Origin of the sequence: Desulfosalsimonas propionicica (genome assembly GCF_013761005.1) — a bacterium.
Taxonomy (GTDB): Bacteria; Desulfobacterota; Desulfobacteria; order Desulfobacterales; family Desulfosalsimonadaceae; genus Desulfosalsimonas; species Desulfosalsimonas propionicica.
Window position 1 is genome coordinate 31,934 of the sequence record NZ_JACDUS010000009.1, and the last position, 18,579, is coordinate 50,512.

Genomic DNA, 18,579 nt, shown 5'->3' on the forward strand with positions numbered 1-18,579 from the left:
GGAGGGGAAAAATGGGTTTGCAGGAAAAGCTTGATGCGCAGAAAAAAGAGCTTGAGTCTGCGGCACCAAAACAGGCCATTGATATTATGCACAAGGCCACAGAGGAGCTCCAAGACTCCGGCATGGCAGACAAGGCCAAAACAACCGGCGACAAGGCCCCGGATTTTTCCCTGGAAAATTACAGGGGTGAAACCGTAAACCTTTATGAAAAACTCAAACAAGGCCCCGTGGTGCTGGGTTTTTACCGTGGCGGGTGGTGACCGTTTTGCAACATAGAGCTGGACGCTCTTGAAACCGAACACAAAAAAATTCAGGATCTGGGCGCATCTTTGATAATGGTCTCGCCGCAAAGCAAAGAGGCATCCCGAGCGTTTGCTGAAAAAAAGGGCCTTACAATGCAATTGCTGGTGGATTCGGGAAATCAGGCGGCCAAAGCATTCGGTCTGGTCTACACGGTGCCCGGTGATCTGCAAAAAGTATATCAGCAGTTCGGCATTCACGTGGACAAAAACAATGCAGACGGATCCTGGGATCTTCCCATGTCCGCGCGCTATATCATTGATACGGAAGCCACGATCCGATACGCGCAGGTCAATGCCGACTATACGGTGCGACCGGATCCGTCCCATACCATCGAGGCCCTCGAAAGCCTGTAACCGTCCAAACCCCGGGAAGAAATTCCGGAGAAATCTGCCGGGCGCGGCCGCAGCGTCAAACCGGTCTGCGGACAAGACACAACCACCTGAAATTTTTAAAACGATTTTTTTTGACATTCCATGGAAAAACGCCAAAACAGGACAAACAAAACCCCGGCAAAGCCTCAGTGGATCCGGGTGGCCGCACCCGGGGGGGATAATTATGAAACCATCCGCCGCCTGAAAGCGGCCGCGGGCCTGCACACGGTCTGCGAATCAGCCCTTTGCCCCAATATCGCGGAATGCTGGCATGCCGGACATGCCACATTCATGATCCTGGGCAACGGCTGTACCCGGAACTGCCGGTTCTGCGGGGTCGACGGCCGGCCGCAGCCACTGGATAGAGACGAACCCCGGCGCGTAGCAAAAGCCGTTGCCGCCATGGGGCTGGATCACGCCGTGGTGACATCTGTTACCCGGGATGATCTTTCCGACGGGGGAGCCGGCCATTTTGCCACAACCATCAAAGAAATCCGGAAAAACTGCCCGAATGCGGGCATCGAGGTGCTGATTCCGGATTTTGCGGCAAGCCGCAGGGCCCTTGAAACCGTGCTCGCAGCCGGCCCGGACATTGTGGGACACAACATGGAAACCACGGCCCGGCTCTATCCAACGGTGCGGCCCATGGCAGACTACCGACAGTCCCTGTCCCTGCTTTGCACGGCAAAACAGATCAATCCTGAATGCATCACAAAATCGGGGCTCATGCTCGGGCTCGGCGAAACCATGGACGAAATCCGCCAGACCATCGCCGACATCCGGGCGGCCGGCGTGCAGGTGCTGACCATGGGCCAGTATCTCAAGCCCGGACCGGAAAATATGGACGTGACCGAATATTTTCATCCTGAAACCTTTGCGCAACTGAAGCAATATGCAATAGAGACAGGTTTTGCCCTGGTGGAATCCGGGCCCCTGGTGCGAAGCTCCTACAAGGCCGCAGCCCAGGCAGAAGCACTGGGGATCATCCAGGCACCGAAATCCGGCAAGACAAATCCAAGGCATGCGGCCTGCGGACAAAAGCAGCCACAGATCAAAACCCCACAAATCAGGAGACGCAACAAACAATGACTTACAAAGGACCCTGGAGCGGCCAATACATTGAAACCCAATACAGCCGCTGGAGGCAGGATCCAAACTCCGTGGACCCGGACTGGCAATTTTTTTTCCAGGGCTTTGAACTCGGACTGAGCAAAAAGCCGGCAGCGTCCGGAGAAGGATGTGAGCCCTGCGACGAACAAACCGTCAGAAAACAGTCAAGGGTCGAGGCCCTTGTCTACAGGTATCGCGATATCGGGCACCTGCTGTCGTGCACAGATCCCCTTGCGGAATGTCCCATCGACCACCCCCTGTTAAACCCGGGCGCCTTTGGCCTGGATGAAAAAGACATGCAGCGGCGCTTCCACGCGCCGGGCCTGCCGGAACATCTTGGCAGGCAAATGACGCTTGGCGAGCTTGTCAACCATCTGCGCCAAACCTATTGCCGCTCTGTTGGTGTGGAATACATGCACATCCAGGACCCGGAAGAACGCAAGTGGCTTCGGGAACAGATGGAATCCACACAAAACATGCCGTCGCTTTCAGAGGAGGAAAAAATCCGGATTCTCCGGAAACTGTCCGAGGCTTCCGCCCTTGAACAGTTTATCCATAAAAAATATCTGGGCCAGAAACGCTTCAGCGTTGAAGGCGCAGACGTGATCATCCCCCTGCTCGATTCCCTGCTGGCCCATGCCGCGGGCGAACACGACTGCGGACAGATTGTTCTGGGCATGACCCACAGGGGAAGGTTAAATGTTCAGGCCAATATCCTGAACAGGCCATATGCAGATGTCATCGGTGAATTTGAAAGCCACCACAACCCGGAAGCCGAAGTGGGCGCCGGAGACGTGAAGTATCACAAGGGTTTCCGCGGCAAAGTCACCACCTCGGGAAAAAGGCAAATCGATATCCTCATGGCCGACAACCCCAGTCACCTGGAGTCGGTCAACCCGGTGGTGGAGGGAATGGCCCGGGCCCGGCTGGATGCGGCGGGCATTGAAAACACCGGTGCTGTCCTGCCGTTGCTGCTCCACGGGGACGCGGCCTTTTCAGGCCAGGGCATTGTGGCTGAAACACTGAACATGTCCCAGCTCGATGGCTATCATACCGGCGGCACAGTGCATATCATCGTCAACAACCAGATCGGCTACACGGCCCTGCCCGAAGACCTTCGCTCCACCCGGTATGCCACGGATATTGCCAAAAGTTTAATGGTGCCCATATTCCACGTACACGGCGAAAACCCCGAGGCGGCCGTGCATATTGCAAAGCTGGCCTGTGACTACCGAATGCGTTTTGGCAAGGACGTGATCATGGATGTGGTCTGCTACCGCAGATACGGCCACAACGAGGGCGATGAGCCCTATTTCACCCAGCCGCTCATGTATGAACGCATAAAAAACCGCCCCACCCCGGCCCGGGTCTATGCCCGGCAGCTCATTGAACAGGGCGTATTGGACGAAAACACAGCCAGCGACATCCGGGAGCAAACAACCCAATGCATCCAGGAAGCCTATGATGCTGTGCAGAAACAAACCAATGAACCGGCGCAGGAAACCACTGCCGAGGGTCACCCGCCCACAACAGCACCTGAAAAAGGCCGGCAGCAACCCCAGGATCAACAGGATTCCGGCGTGGACACTGCTGTCAAGCCCTCCCTGCTAAAGCAACTGGCTGCAAAAATCAACGCGGCCCCGGATGATTTCCATCTGCACCCCAAAATTGAAAAACTCCTGAAAAAACGCCTGGCCGCAGTAAAAGACGGCAAGCGTATAGACTGGGCAAATGCCGAGGCCCTGGGGTTTGCCACAATTGTAAACCAGGGCATTTCCATCCGCCTGTCAGGCCAGGACAGCCAGCGGGGCACTTTCAGCCAGCGCCACAGCGTATTGTTTAACACCGCCACCAACGCGGAGCATGTGCCCATAAATAACGCAGCCAAAGGCGGGGGCGGATTTACCGCCATCAACAGTCTGCTGTCCGAAGCCGGGGTTTTGGGCTTTGAATACGGCTATTCCCTGGTGCACACAAACGGTCTGACCCTTTGGGAGGCCCAGTTCGGTGATTTTGTCAACAACGCCCAGGCCGTCATTGATCTCTATCTTGCCAGCGGCGAAACCAAGTGGGGGCGCAGAAGCGGCCTGGTGCTGCTGCTGCCCCACGGTTATGAAGGCCAGGGCCCGGATCATTCCAGCAGCCGCGTGGAGCGATTTTTGCAACTGGCCGCAGATGAAAATTTTTGCGTTTGCAACCCCACCACCCCGGCCCAGTATTATCATCTTTTGCGGCGCCAGGCATGCGCCGGAATATTAAAACCCCTGATCATCCTGACGCCCAAAAGCCTGCTTCGCCATCCTGAAGCTGTCTCATCATTGGATGATCTGGCAAAAGGGAAATTTCAAAAAGTTATAGACGATACCCGGGCCCCGAAAAATCCCGAACAGGTGGTGCTGGTATCGGGCAAGCTGTTTTACGACCTGGCAGAGGCCCGAAATGACAGGGAGGAAAAAAACACGGCCATCATCCGGGTCGAACAGCTCTATCCCTTTGCCGAAGAACAACTGGTTTCGGTAATCAAGAAATACAAAAACTGCCGCCGCTGGGTCTGGGCCCAGGAGGAGCCGGCCAACATGGGGGCGTGGAACTACATCCGGCCGCTTTTGGAAACCCGTTTTTCAATCACCCTCAACTATATCGGCCGCAAGGCTTCGGCCAGCACGGCCACGGGATACCACCACGTACACAAGCAACAGCAGCAGCAGATCATTGACATGGTCATGGAGAAAAAATAAGAAACTGCAGCAAAAAAGCCCTGTAAGGAGGCTCCATGAAAGTGGATATCAAGGTGCCGGAAGTCGGCGAATCCGTAAAGGAAGCCCTGCTGGCGGAATGGTACAAGTCAGACGGCGACCGCATTGAAAAAGACGAACCGGTCTTTGTCATAGAAACAGACAAGGTCACCCTGGAGGTCCCCGCAGAGCAAAGCGGCATCCTGGAAATCCTTGTCCAGGCCGGCCAGAACGTGAAGATCGGACAGGCTATGGGCAAAATCGACACGGATGCCGCCCAAACGGATTCAGCACAAAAGGCGGATCAGGAAAAACAACCCTCGGAAGCAGAAGAAAAGGCAGCTGAATCCGCCCCTACGCCGGAACCCGAACCCGCCCCAAAGGCCGGAGCAAAACAGGCCGAAACAGAACCCGGGCCTGAAGCCATACCCGCCAGGTCCCCGGAGCCCCAAGAGCCCGGCGATGACAAACAAGCGGCACAACAGGCAGAGATCCTGCCGCCGTCAGTGCGCCGACTGGTGGCTGAAAACAACCTGGATGTTTCAAAAATCCGGGCAACCGGCCCCAACGGACGGATCACCAAAGGCGATGTAATTGCCTACCTTGAATCCGGCGCCGGACAAACGGCAGCCCAGCCGGAGCAAAAAAGTCCCCGGCCTTCGGAAACAAAGGAAGCCGTCACCCGCACGCCCATGTCTCCGATCCGAAAATCCATTGCCGCCCACCTGCTTGATGCCAGGCAGAACACCGCCATGCTTACCACGTTTAATGAAATCGACATGAGCCGGGTCAAGACACTGCGCGAGCGGTTCAAGGACACATTTCACAACACCCACGGGGTGCGCCTGGGATTCATGTCCTTTTTTGTCAAAGCATGCGTTGCCGCCCTCAGGGAGTTTCCGGAAATCAACGCCGGCATAGAAGAAGATGAAATCGTCTATCATCACTATTATCACATCGGCATTGCCATTGGCGCCAAAAAGGGCCTGGTGGTGCCGGTTGTCCGGCATGCAGACCGGCTCGGTTTTGCAGACATCGAAGAAGCCATTGCGGACTTTGCCACGCGCGTGGAAAAAAACCGCATCACCCTTTCCGAGCTCGAAGGGGGCACCTTTTCGATCACCAACGGCGGCATCTACGGCTCGCTTTTGTCCACACCCATTTTAAACATGCCCCAGAGCGCCATTTTGGCCATGCATAAGATCGAGGACCGGCCGGTGGTGGAAAACAAGGAAGTGGTGATCCGGCCCATGATGTATGTGGCGCTCAGCTACGACCACCGGATCGTGGACGGCAAGGACGCGGTGAGTTTTCTGCGGCGCATCAAGGAATTCATTGAAACCCCTGAACGCATGATCATGGAGATATAAAATGGGTGAACAGTCGCGTTATGACTTGATTGTAATCGGCGCCGGCCCGGGCGGGTACGTGGCCGCGGCCAGAGCCGGCCAGTTGGGCATGAAAACGGCCTGTGTGGACAAATTTGACAGACCCGGCGGGGTATGCCTCAATTACGGATGCATCCCGAGCAAAGCCCTGCTCGATTCCTCGGAACATGCGGCCCAGGCGGTCAATTCATTTAAAAACCACGGCATCCGGGTGGGCAAGCCGGAAATCGATCTAAAGACCATGATGGGCAGAAAAGACGAGGTTGTGCGGGCACTTACCGACAATGTGGAAAACCTGCTCAAAGCCAACAATGTAGAGATTATCAAAGGCACCGCCGCACTCCATGGCCCGTCAGCGGTCAGGGTGGAAAAAAACGGCCAGGCACAGACAATCGAAGCGAAAAACATTTTGCTTGCCACCGGCAGCAGCCCGGCCGGGGTCAAGGGTCTTGAGTTTGACGGCCAGTTTATTGTCAACTCAACCGATGCCCTGGCCTTTGACAGGGTTCCCAGGCGCCTTCTCATCGTGGGCGGCGGATATATCGGCCTTGAACTGGGCTCGGTCTGGTCACGCCTGGGGTCAAAGGTAACTGTCGCGGAAATGACAGACCGGATTGCGGGCACGGCAGACAGCCAGTTATCACGCCGGCTGCTGCGGATCTTAAAGAGCCAGGGCATTGAATTTAAGCTCAAAACCCGGGTTACCGGCGCGGATGTGCGCAAAAAGACCGTAAAGGTGACATTGGATACAGACGGGGAAAAATCCGAGCAAGTTTGCGAAACCGTGCTGGTGGCCGTGGGCAGGCGCCCGCTGTCTGAAGACCTGGGCCTGGAAGACGCGGGCGTTGAGACCGATTCCCAGGGCTTTGTCAAGGTGGATGCCAATTTCCGCACCGCTGTTGCCAATATTTATGCCGTAGGCGACCTGATCGGCCAGCCCATGCTGGCCCACAAGGCCTCGGCCGAAGGACGGGCCGCAGTGGAAATCATGGCGGGAAAACCCGGCGAGGTCAACTACGACGCAGTGCCCATGGTCATCTACACCTTTCCCGAGGCGGCATCAGTGGGCAAGACAGAAGAGCAGTTAAAACAACAGGGCATTGACTACTGCACCGGCACTTTCCCGCTCACGGGCGCCGGCCGGGCCCGGTGCATGGGCGAAACCGAAGGCATGGTCAAGGTGCTTTCCCACAAAAAAACAGACCGGGTCCTGGGGGTGCACATCCTCTCGCCCCGGGCTTCGGACATGATCGCAGAAGCGGTATTTGCCATCGAATTCGGGGCGTCCTCGGAAGACATCGGCCGGATCATGCACGGCCATCCCACATTTGCCGAAGCCCTGCAGGAAGCCGCCCTGGTGACCCGGCAGTGCTCCATATATTCGGGATAGAACGTCCACCCGCTCAGGGAAAAAGGCCTGCTGTCATGGCGCCTGCCAGGGCCATCATGTATCGGGGATAAAGGCCGCCTGCCACCATGAAAACAATCATGGCAAGGGCCAGGAGCCTGAAGGGCAGGGATACAGCAATGGCCCGGGGCTGTGCCGCAGGTGCAATAAAATACGCGGCCTTAAGGACACCGAGGTAATAATAAAGCGATATCACCACGTTAAACATTGCGATAATCACCAGCCACAGCAGTCCCTGGTCCATGGCGGCCTTAAAAACAAGCAGTTTTGCCGTAAACCCGATGGTGGGCGGAAGGCCGGCCAGTCCGAAAAGGGCCAGCAGCAGGGCCAAAGCCAGCACAGGAGCCCGTTGGTGCAGGCCGGCAAGGGCATCTGTTTTGATGTTTCTGCCGCCGTCTGCGGCCTTGACCACCACCATGAAACAGGTGAATTTCATCACCATAAGCGACAGGCCGTAAAATACCGCGCCCGCATAGCCCATTGCGTTTGCGCATAATATTCCAATCATCACGTAGCCGGCATGGGCCACGCTGGAAAAAGCCAGAAGCCGCTTGATATCCTTTTGGGCCATGGCCGCGAGATTGCCCGCGGTCATGGAAGCAACAGAGAGGAAAATCAACACCCAGGCCATCCGGTCGCCCTGCCCGCCGGTCATGGCGATCATGCGCACCAAAATGGCAATGGCGGCCACCTTTGAGGCAGTGGCAATATATGCCGACACCTGGTGGGGGGCGGCCTCGTAGGCCTCGGGCGCCCAGAAATGAAAGGGAAAAACCGCGAGCTTGAAAAAAAATCCGGACAACGACAGGACAAAACCGGTAAAAACCAGGGGCTCATTGATCCTTGCCGGCACCTGCCCCATCAGTTCGGCCATGTGCGCTGTTCCAAACGCGCCGTAAACCAGGGCAAACCCGAAAAGCATCACGGCAGATGAGGCCGCGCCAAAGACGAAATACTGAAATGCCGGCTCTGCCCCTTTTGGGTATCCCCGGCGAAAATAGACCAGCACGTAAAGGCTGTAAGAAGAAATCTCAAGGGAAATATAGATGGTCAGCAAATGTACGGAGCTTGCCAGCAGCATCATGGCCAGGGTAGACAAGCAAAGCAGCAGGTAGAATTCGCTGTGCCGGGCCTTGTCCACTCCTGAAAGATCGGCGCAAAGACATACCGTAAGAAAGAACCCGGAATAGATAAGGGCCTTAAACACCTGGGAGTAAAGATCCACCTGATAGACTCCCTCAAAGACAAGGCCTTCAAAACCCGCAGTGCAGACCGTCAGCACAAGACCGCCCGCAGACAGCACCATGGCCGCGGCATAATCCCGGCCGGGACGGGCCCGGCACAGGCAGAGAAAGAAAAACACACCAACTGCCGCCAGTGTGTAGAGCTCGGGAATAAACAGGATCCAATCCGTCATGGCCATACGCTCATCAATTCCGTGAAAAGGGTCTCAACGCTTTCCGGCCCGGCGAACCCGACTGCCTGGCCCAGGGAATGGATCAGGGGGACCGAGGCGGTCTGGATCAAATCATACATGAGAAACGGCATCAGACCGAAGCCCACGATTGCCGCGGCCAGCACCGCCCGGGGCATACCCATTGCAAAGCGCATGTCCTTTAAATGCGCCCAGCGGTCATTCAAGGGCCCAAAGCAGGTATTGCGGACAACCCGGAGCATGAACAGGGCATTTACCACCAAAACACCCACGGATATCATTGCCAGGGCCGGGTAGACCCTGAACGCGGCGATAAAAACCAGCAGTTCAGCCCAGAAGCTGGCCAAACAGGGCACACCGATGCCGGCAAGCGCTGCAATAACAAAATAACCGCTGGCCGCGGGCATCACAGCCGACAGTCCGCCGAGTTCGCCGATTTCCCGGGTGTGGGTGCGGTCATAGATATGTCCCACAGCCGAGAAAAAAAGGGCCGTCATGACCCCGTGGGCAAACATCTGAAACACCGCCCCGTTAATCCCGTCAACTGTCATGGTGGCAAACCCCAGGCCCACGATTCCCATGTGGGAAACACTGGAATAGCCGATCACAAACTTGAGATCCGTCTGTCGAAGGCCCACCATGACCCCATAGACAATCCCGATGACCGCCAGAACCGCCATCATCGGCGACCAGTACATCCAGCCTTCCGGGCACAGAAACATGCCAACCCGCAGGATGCCGAAAGCCCCGATCTTCATGAGTACGCCGGCATGCAGCATGCTCACCGCCGTGGGGGCGGCCACGTGACCCGTGGGCGACCAGGAGTGAAACGGCCATACCCCGGCCAGAATCCCGAATCCGATATAAAACAGCAAAAATGCGGTTTTCTGCTCAAAGCCGGAAAAAGACGCATTTTCCACCAAGGCGGGCAGAGAAAACGTCTCCAGGCCGGATACGGCTGCCAGATAAATGATGCCCGGCAAAATCATTGCGCTTCCGAACAAAAGATACAGGGTCAGCTTCATGGCCCCATACTCCCGGGCGCTGCTGCCCCAGATCACGATGAGCAGGTACATGGGAAGAAGCGAAACATCAAACCACACGAAAATGAAAAACAGGTCAAGGGCCATGAACATGCCGTAAACGCCGATGACCAGGAGGATAAACAGGGCGAAGAACTCCTTTACCCGAAAGTCGAGTTCCCACATGGAAACAACCCCGGTAAAAAACACAATCCCCGTGAGCAGAAGCATGGGCGCGGCAAATCCGTCTATGCCGTTTAAATAGGAAATGCCCATGGAGGGGATCCAGTCCAGGCGCTCCACGAACTGCATGCCCCCCGCCCCCCGGTCATATGCAGCAAACAGAAAAACCGACAGGGCCAGGGTTGCAGCCGAACACGCCGCACTCACCCATTTGACCGCCGCATTGCTGTTTTTGGGCAGCACCAGCACCAGTGCCAGCCCGAATATGCATATCAGCAGGATCGTGCTCAAAAACGGAAATTGTGCGGCATGCATCTGCATGTTTCCCATTTCCTTTAAACAACCATCAAAATAAGTGTCAATCCGAACATCACGGCAAACGCCACCATCAGCTTCGGCTGAATCATGGCCCGGTGCCATCCCGCGGCCATGCGGCCGCAGAAAACAACCCAGCCGGTGATCATGGCCAGCGCCCCTTCGATCATCCGATTCTCCGCCCGCCGGGCCCCCTCGGCAATGCCGCGGTCCAGCACGCGATCTGTTATCCAGGCGTAAACATGATCCAGGTACCAGCGTCTGGCAAAAAGACGGCCCACGGGCCCGATTTTCTCAGCAAACCCCACCTGATCCGAGGCACTGCGGCCAAATTGCATCCACGCAGCAAAAATGCCTGCAACCGCCAGAACCGGAGAGGCGATATGGGCCCAAAAAGCCGTGTGACCGTCTTTGGCATGTCCGCTGTGGATACTGATAAAATCCTGAAAGCCTTGTGCAAAAAACCCCGCCGCCAGGGTAATCACAGCCAGGATCACCAGCACCGCATACATGGCCGCATTGGCGGGCACGGACCCGTGCCGGTCGCCGGGCCCCCCGGTAGCTGCGCTGCGGGGAAACAGAATGATAAAAATCAGGCGAAACGTATAATATGCGGTCAAAAATACCCCGGCAAGCCCGCAAAACAGCCATACGGGATTGTCTGCGGCCGCCAGTGCGCCCATGATCGCCTCTTTGCTGAAAAAACCGGAAAAGGGCCATATTCCGGCAAGCGCCAGGGCGCCGGCTGTCATGCAGATCATGGCCGTTTTCATGCGGCGTCCGCCGGCCCGGGCAATGACAAACATATCGTTTGTCTCATGGACATGGATCAAAACCCCGGCACATAAAAACAAAAGCGCCTTGAACCCGGCATGGGTGGTGAGGTGAAATATCCCGGCCGCATAACCGCCAGCGCCAAGGGCCATGATCATGAAACCGAGCTGACTGATGGTGGAATAAGCCCACACCTGCTTGATATCCCGGCTCACCATTGCCATGGTGGCTGAAAGCAGCATGCTGACAGTACCCACTGCCATGCACACGGTCATGGCCGTATCGGATTGGCTGAAAAACGGAAACAGCCGGCCCAGCAGAAAAACCCCGGCGGCAACCATTGTGGCGGAATGAAGCAGGGCACTGACCGGCGTGGGCCCCTCCATGGCATCGGGCAGCCAGGTCATGAGCGGAAACTGGGCGCTTTTGCCGATAATGCCCCCGAATACCAGCAGCGCGGATGCGGTTGTCATGGCGCTGGAAAGCCCGTGGGCGCCGCTGTTTAACTCAAAGATATGCAATGTCCCCCCCGAGACCAAAAGAATCAGCCAGCCCCAGAAAAACAGGGTATCGCCGGCCCGGGTCATGATAAACGCCTTTTTTCCCGCCCGGGTGGCGGAAAACTTTTCATACCAGAAACCAATGAGCAGATAAGACGAAAGGCCCACCAGTTCCCAGAATATAAAGATTTGGAGGATATTGGGGGCGAGCACCAAACCGGCCATGGCCCAGGCAAACAGGGACATGAACCCAAAATACCGCCCATAGCCGGGATCACCGGCCATGTAGCCAAGGGAATAAACCTGGACCAGAAACGCAATACAGGTCACAATCACCAGCATGACAAGGCTCAAAGAATCGAGCAGCACCCCAACGGCAATCTCAAAATCCCCGGAGGCCATCCATGTCACAGAAGATTGCAGGGGCGCATCCATGCCCAAATGGCGGACCAAAAGACAAACCGCGCAGATCAGGGATACGGCTGCAGCGGCCACGGAAGTCCCGGCCGCAACCCCGGGCAGGCGCCGGAGAAACACCAGGATGACCCCGAAGGCCGCCAGGGGCACCACGGCTGCGGCCCAGGCCAGGTAGAGCGAAATTTCGGGTACGGGTTGGAAAAGCATGATGAAAATTTTAAGTTTTAAGTGTTAAGCGTTCGGAAGCAGTTCACCGGTTTCTTTCGGATCCGGGACACACGGGCTGTCTTTCATGCATTGCGGATCAATGCTGTTTCGCTGCCGGTATATGCAAACCACCATGGCCAGGCCCACTGACACCTCGGCTGCGGCCACGGCCACGATAAAAAGCGCCATGACCTGACCTTCGATCTGGCCAAACTGCAGCCCTGCGCCCACAAACACAATGGCAGCAGCATTTAACATGATCTCCAGTCCCACAATGATCATGATCAGATTCCTGCGGGTCAAAGTGCAGATCATCCCCATCAGAAACACAATGGCCCCAAGCAGCATGACATGGGTGTAGGGTACAATCATCACGGCTCCTTGTTTCCGGATTTTTTCCGTCTTCCCGCCCTGCCCAGGTGAAGGGCCCCGATCAGGGCCACCAGGAGCAGAAGCGATATCATCTCCACTGCCAGCCAGTGCCGGTCAAACAAATAAAACCCGAACGCAGCGGGCGACGCCGCTGCCGCAGCCATTGGTCTGCCGGTTTCAGGACCGGAAGAAAACGCGACCAGCAACGCAGCGGCAACATATATCCCGCAGACCCCAAAGGCCGCCAGAAAGTGACCTGCCGGAAAGGGCCGATCCGGTCCCGGAGCCATTCGGATCATCATGACAATGAAGAGAAAAAGCACCATAATGGCCCCGGCATATAGGATCACCTGAAAAATCCCCACAAGCGGCGCGCCCAGCAGATAAAACAGCAGGGCTGTTGCAATAAACGACACCACCAAGTAAAGCACCGCATGAACCATGTGCTTTCTGGTGATCGCCAGGCCAGCAGAGGCGATGATCAGCGCGGCAATGATATAGAAAAACACGGCGTAAACAGTCATATCCCTCACGGCATGTTGGTTCTCACATTGACCGGCGGCGACTCGTTTACGTGCCCGCCCTTTGGGCGAATCGCGTCGGCCACACCGGCATGATCGTAGAAATTGTAATTTTGGTCCTTTCCGCAGTGGTCCACCTGGAGATCGTGCTTTTCAGCAACCATCTTCAGAATGTCCCGGTCTGCGTGTTCAAAAGACGGGGTGAGCTGGATGGCCGCGGTGGGACAGGCCTCCTCGCAGAGCCCGCAGTATATGCACCTGCCGAAATTGATCCGGAACCATGCCGCATACCGCCGACCTTCCGGGTTTTCGGCCGCCTGCATGGAAATGCAGTCCACCGGACATGCAGCCGAGCAAAGATAGCAGGCCACACAGCGCTCCCTGCCGTCCGGATCAGCGGTTAAAATGATGCGCGCCCTGGATCGGGCCGGCAGGGGGCGCTTGTACTCGGGATACAGCTCCGTGGCCGGTCCCCGGAAAACGTGTTTCAATGTGGTGTAAAAACCCGTGCAAAGCGAATGCACGATCAGGAACAATTCCTTCATATGCCCACCATCACAAACCCGGTAATCACGATATTGATCAGGGCCGCAGGGATCAGAAACTTCCAGCCCAGGCCCATGAGCTGATCATAACGGAACCTGGGCAAAGTGGCCCGGATCCAGATCATGGCGGTTACCACCAGAACAATTTTTACAAGCAGCCACAGGGGAGCGGGCAAAAACGGCCCGCGCCAGCCCCCGAGGAAAAACACCGCTGTAAGGGCACCAAGAACCTGCATCTGCACATATTCCCCCAGAAAAAACATCCCAAAGCGCATGCCGCTGTATTCCGTGTGATACCCCGAGCCGAGCTCGGCCTCTGCCTCGGGCAGATCAAAGGGAATGCGCTTGCTTTCGGCCATGGCAGAGAGAAAAAATATGACAAAGGCCAGGGGCTGAACCAGGATAAACGGCCTGCCCGCCTGGGCGTCTACGATATCGACCAGGCTCAGAGAGCCCGCCAGCATGACCACCGGGACAATGGAAAGCCCCAGGGCCAGTTCGTAGCTGATCATCTGGGCCGCGCCGCGGATGCTGCCGAGCATGGCATACTTGGAATCCGAGGCCCATCCACCCAGCACCACCCCGTAAACACTCAAAGAAGCCATGGCAAAAACATAGAGCAGCCCCACATTCATGTCCGTGACCACCATGGGAATCTTTCTGCCGCCAAGGTGTAAGTCCGGACCCATGGGCACCACCGCAAAGGTGAGCAGGGCCGTGGCGGCAACAACAGCCGGGGCGAACAAAAAAATCCTGCGGTGGGCCCCCTGGGGTATGACATCTTCTTTTGTCAAAAGCTTGATGCCGTCGGAAACAGGCTGGAGCAGGCCGAAAATCCCGGCACGATTGGGCCCGATGCGGGCCTGGAAGCGGCCCAGCAGCTTGCGCTCCAAAAGCACCAGGTAAGCGGCCAGCAAAAGAACGCCGGTTAAAATCACCGCGACCTTAATCATTAAAACGGCATATCCTGTCAGCCAAAGTCCCATTGCTGCTGCCTTGTGTTTATTGTTCCCAAACCGCCCGGCCCTATTTTTGCCGCCGCGGGCCGGCCGGATTTTTTCGCCGTTACTGCAGAGGAAAAATCCGCACGCCTTGTGCTGCCATGGTTTTGACCGACCCTGTCACCGGATAGGTTTTTGTCATCCACTCGATCATTTCCCCGGGGCCGGCCGGCGGATCCAGACCCGCAATCTGCCAGGCTGCCTGCCAGGCACTGGGCATATCACCTCCGGCAATGCCCGGGCCGATAACCCTTGGGGGATGGCCGCCTGCCCCGGTTATGCGCACGGGCGTGCCCCCGGCATGGGCGGGGGGTGACCATTGGGCCCTTGCTTCCTGGTTGACATAGATTCCCCCGGATTCATAGACGCTTGACACCGGGATGACAATATCTGCCCGGGAAACGAGTTCAGTGGCCATGCAGTCGGCTGCACACAAAAATTCCAGGCCGTTGAGCGCGCGCTCCAGACGATCCCGGTCTGTGCAATTTTGCCAGAGATCGCTTTCTACGGCCACCAGCGCCTTGATTTCACCGGATTCCATGGCATGGATGAGTTCATCCGGGGGTTTCACCCGGTGATCCAGCAAAATCCCGCCAAAGGTGTTGGCCCCGGGCAGGGTGTAAAACAGGCGCGCGTCCTTTTTGTTTTTGCGCAATCGTTTGACAAGGCCGGCTGCGGCCAAAGCCGTGCCTTGATCAACAATAGCAGTGCCGCAAAGGATCACCGGAAAGCGGCTGTGCCGGACCTGATCCTGGATTGCCGCCATTTTGCCGGCATGGTTGCCGGCATTGCCGCCAATTTCGTTTTCCGGCTCAATACCGGACAACAAATCAACGATTTCATCATGTGCGGCCACAACCTGCTGGAATTCAAACGGCCACTCAAGGTCTCTGGGATCAATGGCTGCAACTCCTGCCCCTGCCCGCCATGCCTGGCGCATGGCCAGGGCGAGCATGGGGGCCTCGTCCAAAGCATCTGTGCCCACAGCCAGAATCATGTCCGCGGATTCAACAGCTTTCATGGATATGACATTTTCCGGGCTCAGACCGAAAACCGCGACCGGCGCCGCCGGGGCGGCTGCCAGATCATCGAAAAAAAACCCGCGCCAGGACCGGCTCCTGCACAAATCCATCCATGCAGCCAGGGTTTCCAGGCTGCTGCGCCCGGAGCCGGCAACCGCAATGGCACCGGCGCCGTATTGCTCCGCCAGACGATCGAGCCACCCGGCCGCAGCAGCAGCGGCTTTTTGCGGGGGAGTTGCTTTTGTCTCCACCCGGCCCTGCCTGGGCCGGTTTTCCGAGTTGACCCAGAAAAACCCGTATCGTCCGCGATCACAGATAAAGGCGCCGTTGACCGACTGGCTGAAAGCCGCCTCCAGACGAACAATCTGCCTGTACCTGGCCGAAACCGTGATGCTGCAGCCCAGACTGCAGGTGGTACACACGCCGGTGGTCCGCTCAAAATCCCATCTGCGGCCGGTGTAGCGCGACGGCTTGTCCGTGTAGACACCTGTGGGGCACAGATCGATGAGGTTTCCGGAAAACGGGTTTTCAAGCACGCCGTCTTTGTAACGCCCAAAATAAATCCGCTGGGCAATGCCCATGACCCCGAGGTCTGTATATCCGCAATATTCCTGGTAAAACCGGGAGCAGCGGTAGCACTGGATGCATCGGTTTTCCTCGTGGCGGATCAGCGGCCCGAGATACTGGTCTGCATATGTCCGTTTTTTGCCGGCAAACCTGCGGATGCCGTGGCCGCCGGCCACGGTGAGGTCCTGGAGCAGACAGTGGCCGCCTTCGTCGCAAACCGGGCAGTCATGCGGGTGGTTCATCATCATCCACTCAATGACATGCCTTCTGAAATCCACGGCCTCGGCATCGTCTGTGGAGACCACCATGCCGTCTTCAGCCTCTACCATGCAGCTCATCTGTATGCCCTCAACGGGTCCGTCTATGAATTTCACCGCACATACCCGGCAGGCGCCCACCGCACCGAGTTCGGCGAAATAGCAAAACCGCGGGATATAGATACCGGCGCTTTCGGCGGCATCAATGACCCGGGTGCCTTTGGCAACCCTGATCTTTTTGTTGTCAATGATGAGATTCGGCATAATTTTCGTCTGATTGCCTGTTTTTAAACGGGCATCCCTGATTTTCGATATGGGCCGTGACCTCTGCGTGAAAATCCTCGATCAGGGCCTGAACCGGGGCCACGGCTCCTGGGGCAAACGCACAAAAGGAATATTTCATGTGCCCGCACATTTTCCGTATCATTTCAATGTATTCAGCCCTGCCCTGCCCGGCCTCGATGCGGTTTAGCAAATCCAGGATATAGGGCAGCCCTTCCCGGCAGGGCGTGCACCAGCCGCAGGACTCTCTGACAAAAAACGTCATCAGGTTGGCGGCCACCTGCACCAGGCAGGTCTTGTGATCAAAAACCATGATCGCTCCGGTGCCCAGCCGATAGCCGTTTTCTTCCATTTCGCTGTAATCGAGCCGAAGGTGATACATGGATCCGGGCATAAGCCGCGTGGAAGCCCCGCCCGGCATGCACGCCTTAAACCTTGAGCCCGGTATCATGCCGCCGGCATATTTTTCAATGAGCTCCGAGAGCCGGATACCCATGGGCAGTTCAAAACAGCCGGGATGATTGACCCTGCCGCTGACGGAAAACACCTTGGTGCCGGCCCCGCTTTCGGTCAGGGCCAGGGATCTGAACCATGGGGCCCCGTTGGAAATGACATGGGGCACACAGCACAGGGTTTCAACATTTTGCACCTCGGTGGGCAGCTGCCACAGCCCGCTGGTAGTGGGATAAGGCGGCGGCCGCCGGGGGTTGGCCCGTTTTCCCTCCAGGGCGTTGATCACCGCAGTGCCCTCCCCGCAGATATACCGGCCGGCACTGCGGTGGACAATCAGCTCACAGTCGTTGTTGGAGCCGAGAATGTTTTTGCCGGCAAGCCCGGCATCCCGGGCGACCTGAATCTCGCGTTCCAGAATCCGGGCGGCGTTTTCGTATTCCCGCCGGATGAAAATCACGGCGATTTCGGCCGCAATCGCCCGGGCGGCCAGGACAATGCCTTCAATGAGCTGGTGGGGATCGGCATGGATCAACACCCGGTCCTTGAAAGTGCCCGGTTCCATTTCATCGGCATTGCACACCAGATATCTCGGGTGCGGGGCATTTTCAGGCACGGTTTCCATTTTTTTTCCAATGGGAAACCCGGCACCGCCGCGGCCCAGAAGCCGGGCTTCAAGCAAAATCTCGCGAATTTCGCCGGGTGATGGATCATTTTTGACAAATGCGTTTTCCAGCGCCTGATACCCTCCGCTTTTCCGGTATTCGTCAATTGTGGCGATCCGGCCGGATTTTCGGTTTTTCAGCAGTACCCGGGGATGCATTTATTTTTCCCGCCTGAGGTCTTCGATGATTTGATCAAATTTTTCCGCGGTCAGATGACCATACACCCTCTGATTGATCATCAGCGCCGGGGCCAGATCGCAATAGCCCAGACAGCAAACCGGAAGCAAAGTAAACATGCCATCATCGGTGGTCTGGCCCATTTGGATGCCGAGTTTTTCCTGCATGTGCTCCACAAAGGACGCATAACCTTCGCTCATCCAGCAAATCACACTGTCGCAGACGTGGATGACGTGTTTTCCAACCGGCTGTCTGTAGATGTAGTTGTAAAAAGTTGCCAGTTCCTCGATTTCCAAAGGATTCATCTTTAAAAGCCGTGCGGTCTGCTCCAGGGCTTCGTCTGAAAACCAGCCGTAGAACTGCTGCACCTCGAGCATCACGTCAATGATGATTTCCCTGGGGCGCCCGGCCCGGCGCAGCCGTTTTTCCACTTCATTGATGTAAGTTTCAGGCAGCATTTGTTTTTGATGGCACCCTAAAAAGTCTGATTTCAGATGGCGGATAAAAGTGCAAGCCCAAGGCTTGCGCAATTTCAAAGAATGCAGCGTACTT

The 18,579-nt window shown here is 56.8% G+C and carries 16 protein-coding genes; 6 read left to right on the forward strand and 10 right to left on the reverse strand.

Translation table 11 applies throughout. From position 1 onward, the window contains the following. Window positions 1–11 precede the first annotated feature (11 nt). The 6 genes from HNR65_RS18220 (at window position 12) to lpdA (ending at window position 7,297) form a co-directional block, all read left to right on the forward strand. Window positions 12–260 carry a thioredoxin domain-containing protein gene (locus tag HNR65_RS18220; protein WP_181552019.1) on the forward strand — a complete coding sequence of 83 codons (249 nt, stop codon included), beginning with the start codon at window positions 12–14 and terminating at the stop codon, window positions 258–260. A 12-nt stretch (window positions 261–272) separates the two neighbouring features. Beyond that, the gene (locus HNR65_RS13375) at window positions 273–656 is read left to right on the forward strand and encodes a redoxin domain-containing protein (protein ID WP_181552103.1); all 384 of its coding nucleotides are present in this window, start codon (window positions 273–275) and stop codon (window positions 654–656) included. A gap of 120 nt (window positions 657–776) precedes the next feature. Further along, window positions 777–1,763 carry a lipoyl synthase gene (gene lipA / locus HNR65_RS13380; protein WP_181552020.1) on the forward strand — a complete coding sequence of 329 codons (987 nt, stop codon included), beginning with the start codon at window positions 777–779 and terminating at the stop codon, window positions 1,761–1,763. Continuing rightward, on the forward strand, window positions 1,760–4,522 hold the full coding sequence (locus HNR65_RS13385; RefSeq protein WP_181552021.1) for a 2-oxoglutarate dehydrogenase E1 component: 2,763 nt from the start codon (window positions 1,760–1,762) through the stop codon (window positions 4,520–4,522). The genes lipA and HNR65_RS13385 overlap by 4 nt, the downstream gene beginning before the upstream one ends. A 35-nt stretch (window positions 4,523–4,557) precedes the next feature. Further along, complete coding sequence (odhB, locus tag HNR65_RS13390) at window positions 4,558–5,889, forward strand: 2-oxoglutarate dehydrogenase complex dihydrolipoyllysine-residue succinyltransferase (protein WP_181552022.1); 1,332 nt, start codon at window positions 4,558–4,560, stop codon at window positions 5,887–5,889. 1 nt (window position 5,890) lies between these two features. Continuing rightward, complete coding sequence (gene lpdA, locus HNR65_RS13395) at window positions 5,891–7,297, forward strand: dihydrolipoyl dehydrogenase (protein ID WP_181552023.1); 1,407 nt, start codon at window positions 5,891–5,893, stop codon at window positions 7,295–7,297. 13 nt (window positions 7,298–7,310) lie between these two features. Here lpdA and HNR65_RS13400 read toward each other — a convergent pair whose 3' ends face one another. The 10 genes from HNR65_RS13400 to nuoE all read right to left on the reverse strand — a co-directional run bounded on the left by HNR65_RS13400 (window position 7,311) and on the right by nuoE (window position 18,485). Continuing rightward, window positions 7,311–8,732 (reverse strand): NADH-quinone oxidoreductase subunit N, encoded by a 1,422-nt coding sequence (locus HNR65_RS13400; RefSeq protein ID WP_181552024.1) that lies wholly within the window; start codon window positions 8,730–8,732, stop codon window positions 7,311–7,313. Beyond that, the gene (locus HNR65_RS13405; RefSeq protein WP_181552025.1) at window positions 8,729–10,276 is read right to left on the reverse strand and encodes a complex I subunit 4 family protein; all 1,548 of its coding nucleotides are present in this window, start codon (window positions 10,274–10,276) and stop codon (window positions 8,729–8,731) included. The genes HNR65_RS13400 and HNR65_RS13405 overlap by 4 nt, the downstream gene beginning before the upstream one ends. A 14-nt stretch (window positions 10,277–10,290) precedes the next feature. Next, window positions 10,291–12,168 carry an NADH-quinone oxidoreductase subunit 5 family protein gene (locus HNR65_RS13410; protein WP_181552026.1) on the reverse strand — a complete coding sequence of 626 codons (1,878 nt, stop codon included), beginning with the start codon at window positions 12,166–12,168 and terminating at the stop codon, window positions 10,291–10,293. A gap of 24 nt (window positions 12,169–12,192) precedes the next feature. Next, window positions 12,193–12,540 (reverse strand): NADH-quinone oxidoreductase subunit NuoK, encoded by a 348-nt coding sequence (gene nuoK, locus HNR65_RS13415; RefSeq protein WP_181552027.1) that lies wholly within the window; start codon window positions 12,538–12,540, stop codon window positions 12,193–12,195. Beyond that, a complete protein-coding gene (locus HNR65_RS13420; RefSeq protein ID WP_181552028.1) occupies window positions 12,540–13,064 on the reverse strand; it encodes an NADH-quinone oxidoreductase subunit J family protein in 525 nt (174 codons plus the stop codon). The genes nuoK and HNR65_RS13420 overlap by 1 nt, the downstream gene beginning before the upstream one ends. Window positions 13,065–13,069: 5 nt before the next feature. Continuing rightward, a complete protein-coding gene (gene nuoI, locus HNR65_RS13425; RefSeq protein WP_181552029.1) occupies window positions 13,070–13,606 on the reverse strand; it encodes an NADH-quinone oxidoreductase subunit NuoI in 537 nt (178 codons plus the stop codon). Continuing rightward, complete coding sequence (gene nuoH, locus HNR65_RS13430) at window positions 13,603–14,592, reverse strand: NADH-quinone oxidoreductase subunit NuoH (protein ID WP_181552030.1); 990 nt, start codon at window positions 14,590–14,592, stop codon at window positions 13,603–13,605. The genes nuoI and nuoH overlap by 4 nt, the downstream gene beginning before the upstream one ends. Before the next feature lie 79 nt (window positions 14,593–14,671). Then, window positions 14,672–16,717: an NADH-quinone oxidoreductase subunit NuoG gene (gene nuoG / locus HNR65_RS13435; RefSeq protein WP_181552031.1), complete on the reverse strand. Its 2,046-nt coding sequence runs from the start codon at window positions 16,715–16,717 to the stop codon at window positions 14,672–14,674. Further along, entirely contained in the window at window positions 16,698–18,008 is a 1,311-nt protein-coding gene (locus HNR65_RS13440; RefSeq protein ID WP_181552032.1) for a complex I 51 kDa subunit family protein, read from the reverse strand. Before HNR65_RS13440 ends, nuoG begins: the two co-directional genes overlap by 20 nt. Then, complete coding sequence (gene nuoE / locus HNR65_RS13445) at window positions 18,009–18,485, reverse strand: NADH-quinone oxidoreductase subunit NuoE (protein WP_181552033.1); 477 nt, start codon at window positions 18,483–18,485, stop codon at window positions 18,009–18,011. Window positions 18,486–18,579 lie beyond the last annotated feature (94 nt).

Excerpts from the sequence above, each read along its gene's own strand:
- HNR65_RS13405 (WP_181552025.1), bottom strand. The coding sequence starts at position 10,276 with ATGCAGATGCATGCCGCACAATTTCCGTTTTTGAGCACGATCCTGCTG.
- HNR65_RS13420 (WP_181552028.1), bottom strand. The coding sequence starts at position 13,064 with ATGACTGTTTACGCCGTGTTTTTCTATATCATTGCCGCGCTGATCATC.
- lipA (WP_181552020.1), top strand. The coding sequence starts at position 777 with ATGGAAAAACGCCAAAACAGGACAAACAAAACCCCGGCAAAGCCTCAG.
- nuoH (WP_181552030.1), bottom strand. The coding sequence starts at position 14,592 with ATGGGACTTTGGCTGACAGGATATGCCGTTTTAATGATTAAGGTCGCG.
- nuoI (WP_181552029.1), bottom strand. The coding sequence starts at position 13,606 with ATGAAGGAATTGTTCCTGATCGTGCATTCGCTTTGCACGGGTTTTTAC.
- HNR65_RS13400 (WP_181552024.1), bottom strand. The coding sequence starts at position 8,732 with ATGACGGATTGGATCCTGTTTATTCCCGAGCTCTACACACTGGCGGCA.
- HNR65_RS13410 (WP_181552026.1), bottom strand. The coding sequence starts at position 12,168 with ATGCTTTTCCAACCCGTACCCGAAATTTCGCTCTACCTGGCCTGGGCC.
- HNR65_RS13440 (WP_181552032.1), bottom strand. The coding sequence starts at position 18,008 with ATGCATCCCCGGGTACTGCTGAAAAACCGAAAATCCGGCCGGATCGCC.
- odhB (WP_181552022.1), top strand. The coding sequence starts at position 4,558 with ATGAAAGTGGATATCAAGGTGCCGGAAGTCGGCGAATCCGTAAAGGAA.
- lpdA (WP_181552023.1), top strand. The coding sequence starts at position 5,891 with ATGGGTGAACAGTCGCGTTATGACTTGATTGTAATCGGCGCCGGCCCG.
- nuoE (WP_181552033.1), bottom strand. The coding sequence starts at position 18,485 with ATGCTGCCTGAAACTTACATCAATGAAGTGGAAAAACGGCTGCGCCGG.
- HNR65_RS18220 (WP_181552019.1), top strand. The coding sequence starts at position 12 with ATGGGTTTGCAGGAAAAGCTTGATGCGCAGAAAAAAGAGCTTGAGTCT.
- nuoG (WP_181552031.1), bottom strand. The coding sequence starts at position 16,717 with ATGCCGAATCTCATCATTGACAACAAAAAGATCAGGGTTGCCAAAGGC.
- nuoK (WP_181552027.1), bottom strand. The coding sequence starts at position 12,540 with ATGATTGTACCCTACACCCATGTCATGCTGCTTGGGGCCATTGTGTTT.
- HNR65_RS13385 (WP_181552021.1), top strand. The coding sequence starts at position 1,760 with ATGACTTACAAAGGACCCTGGAGCGGCCAATACATTGAAACCCAATAC.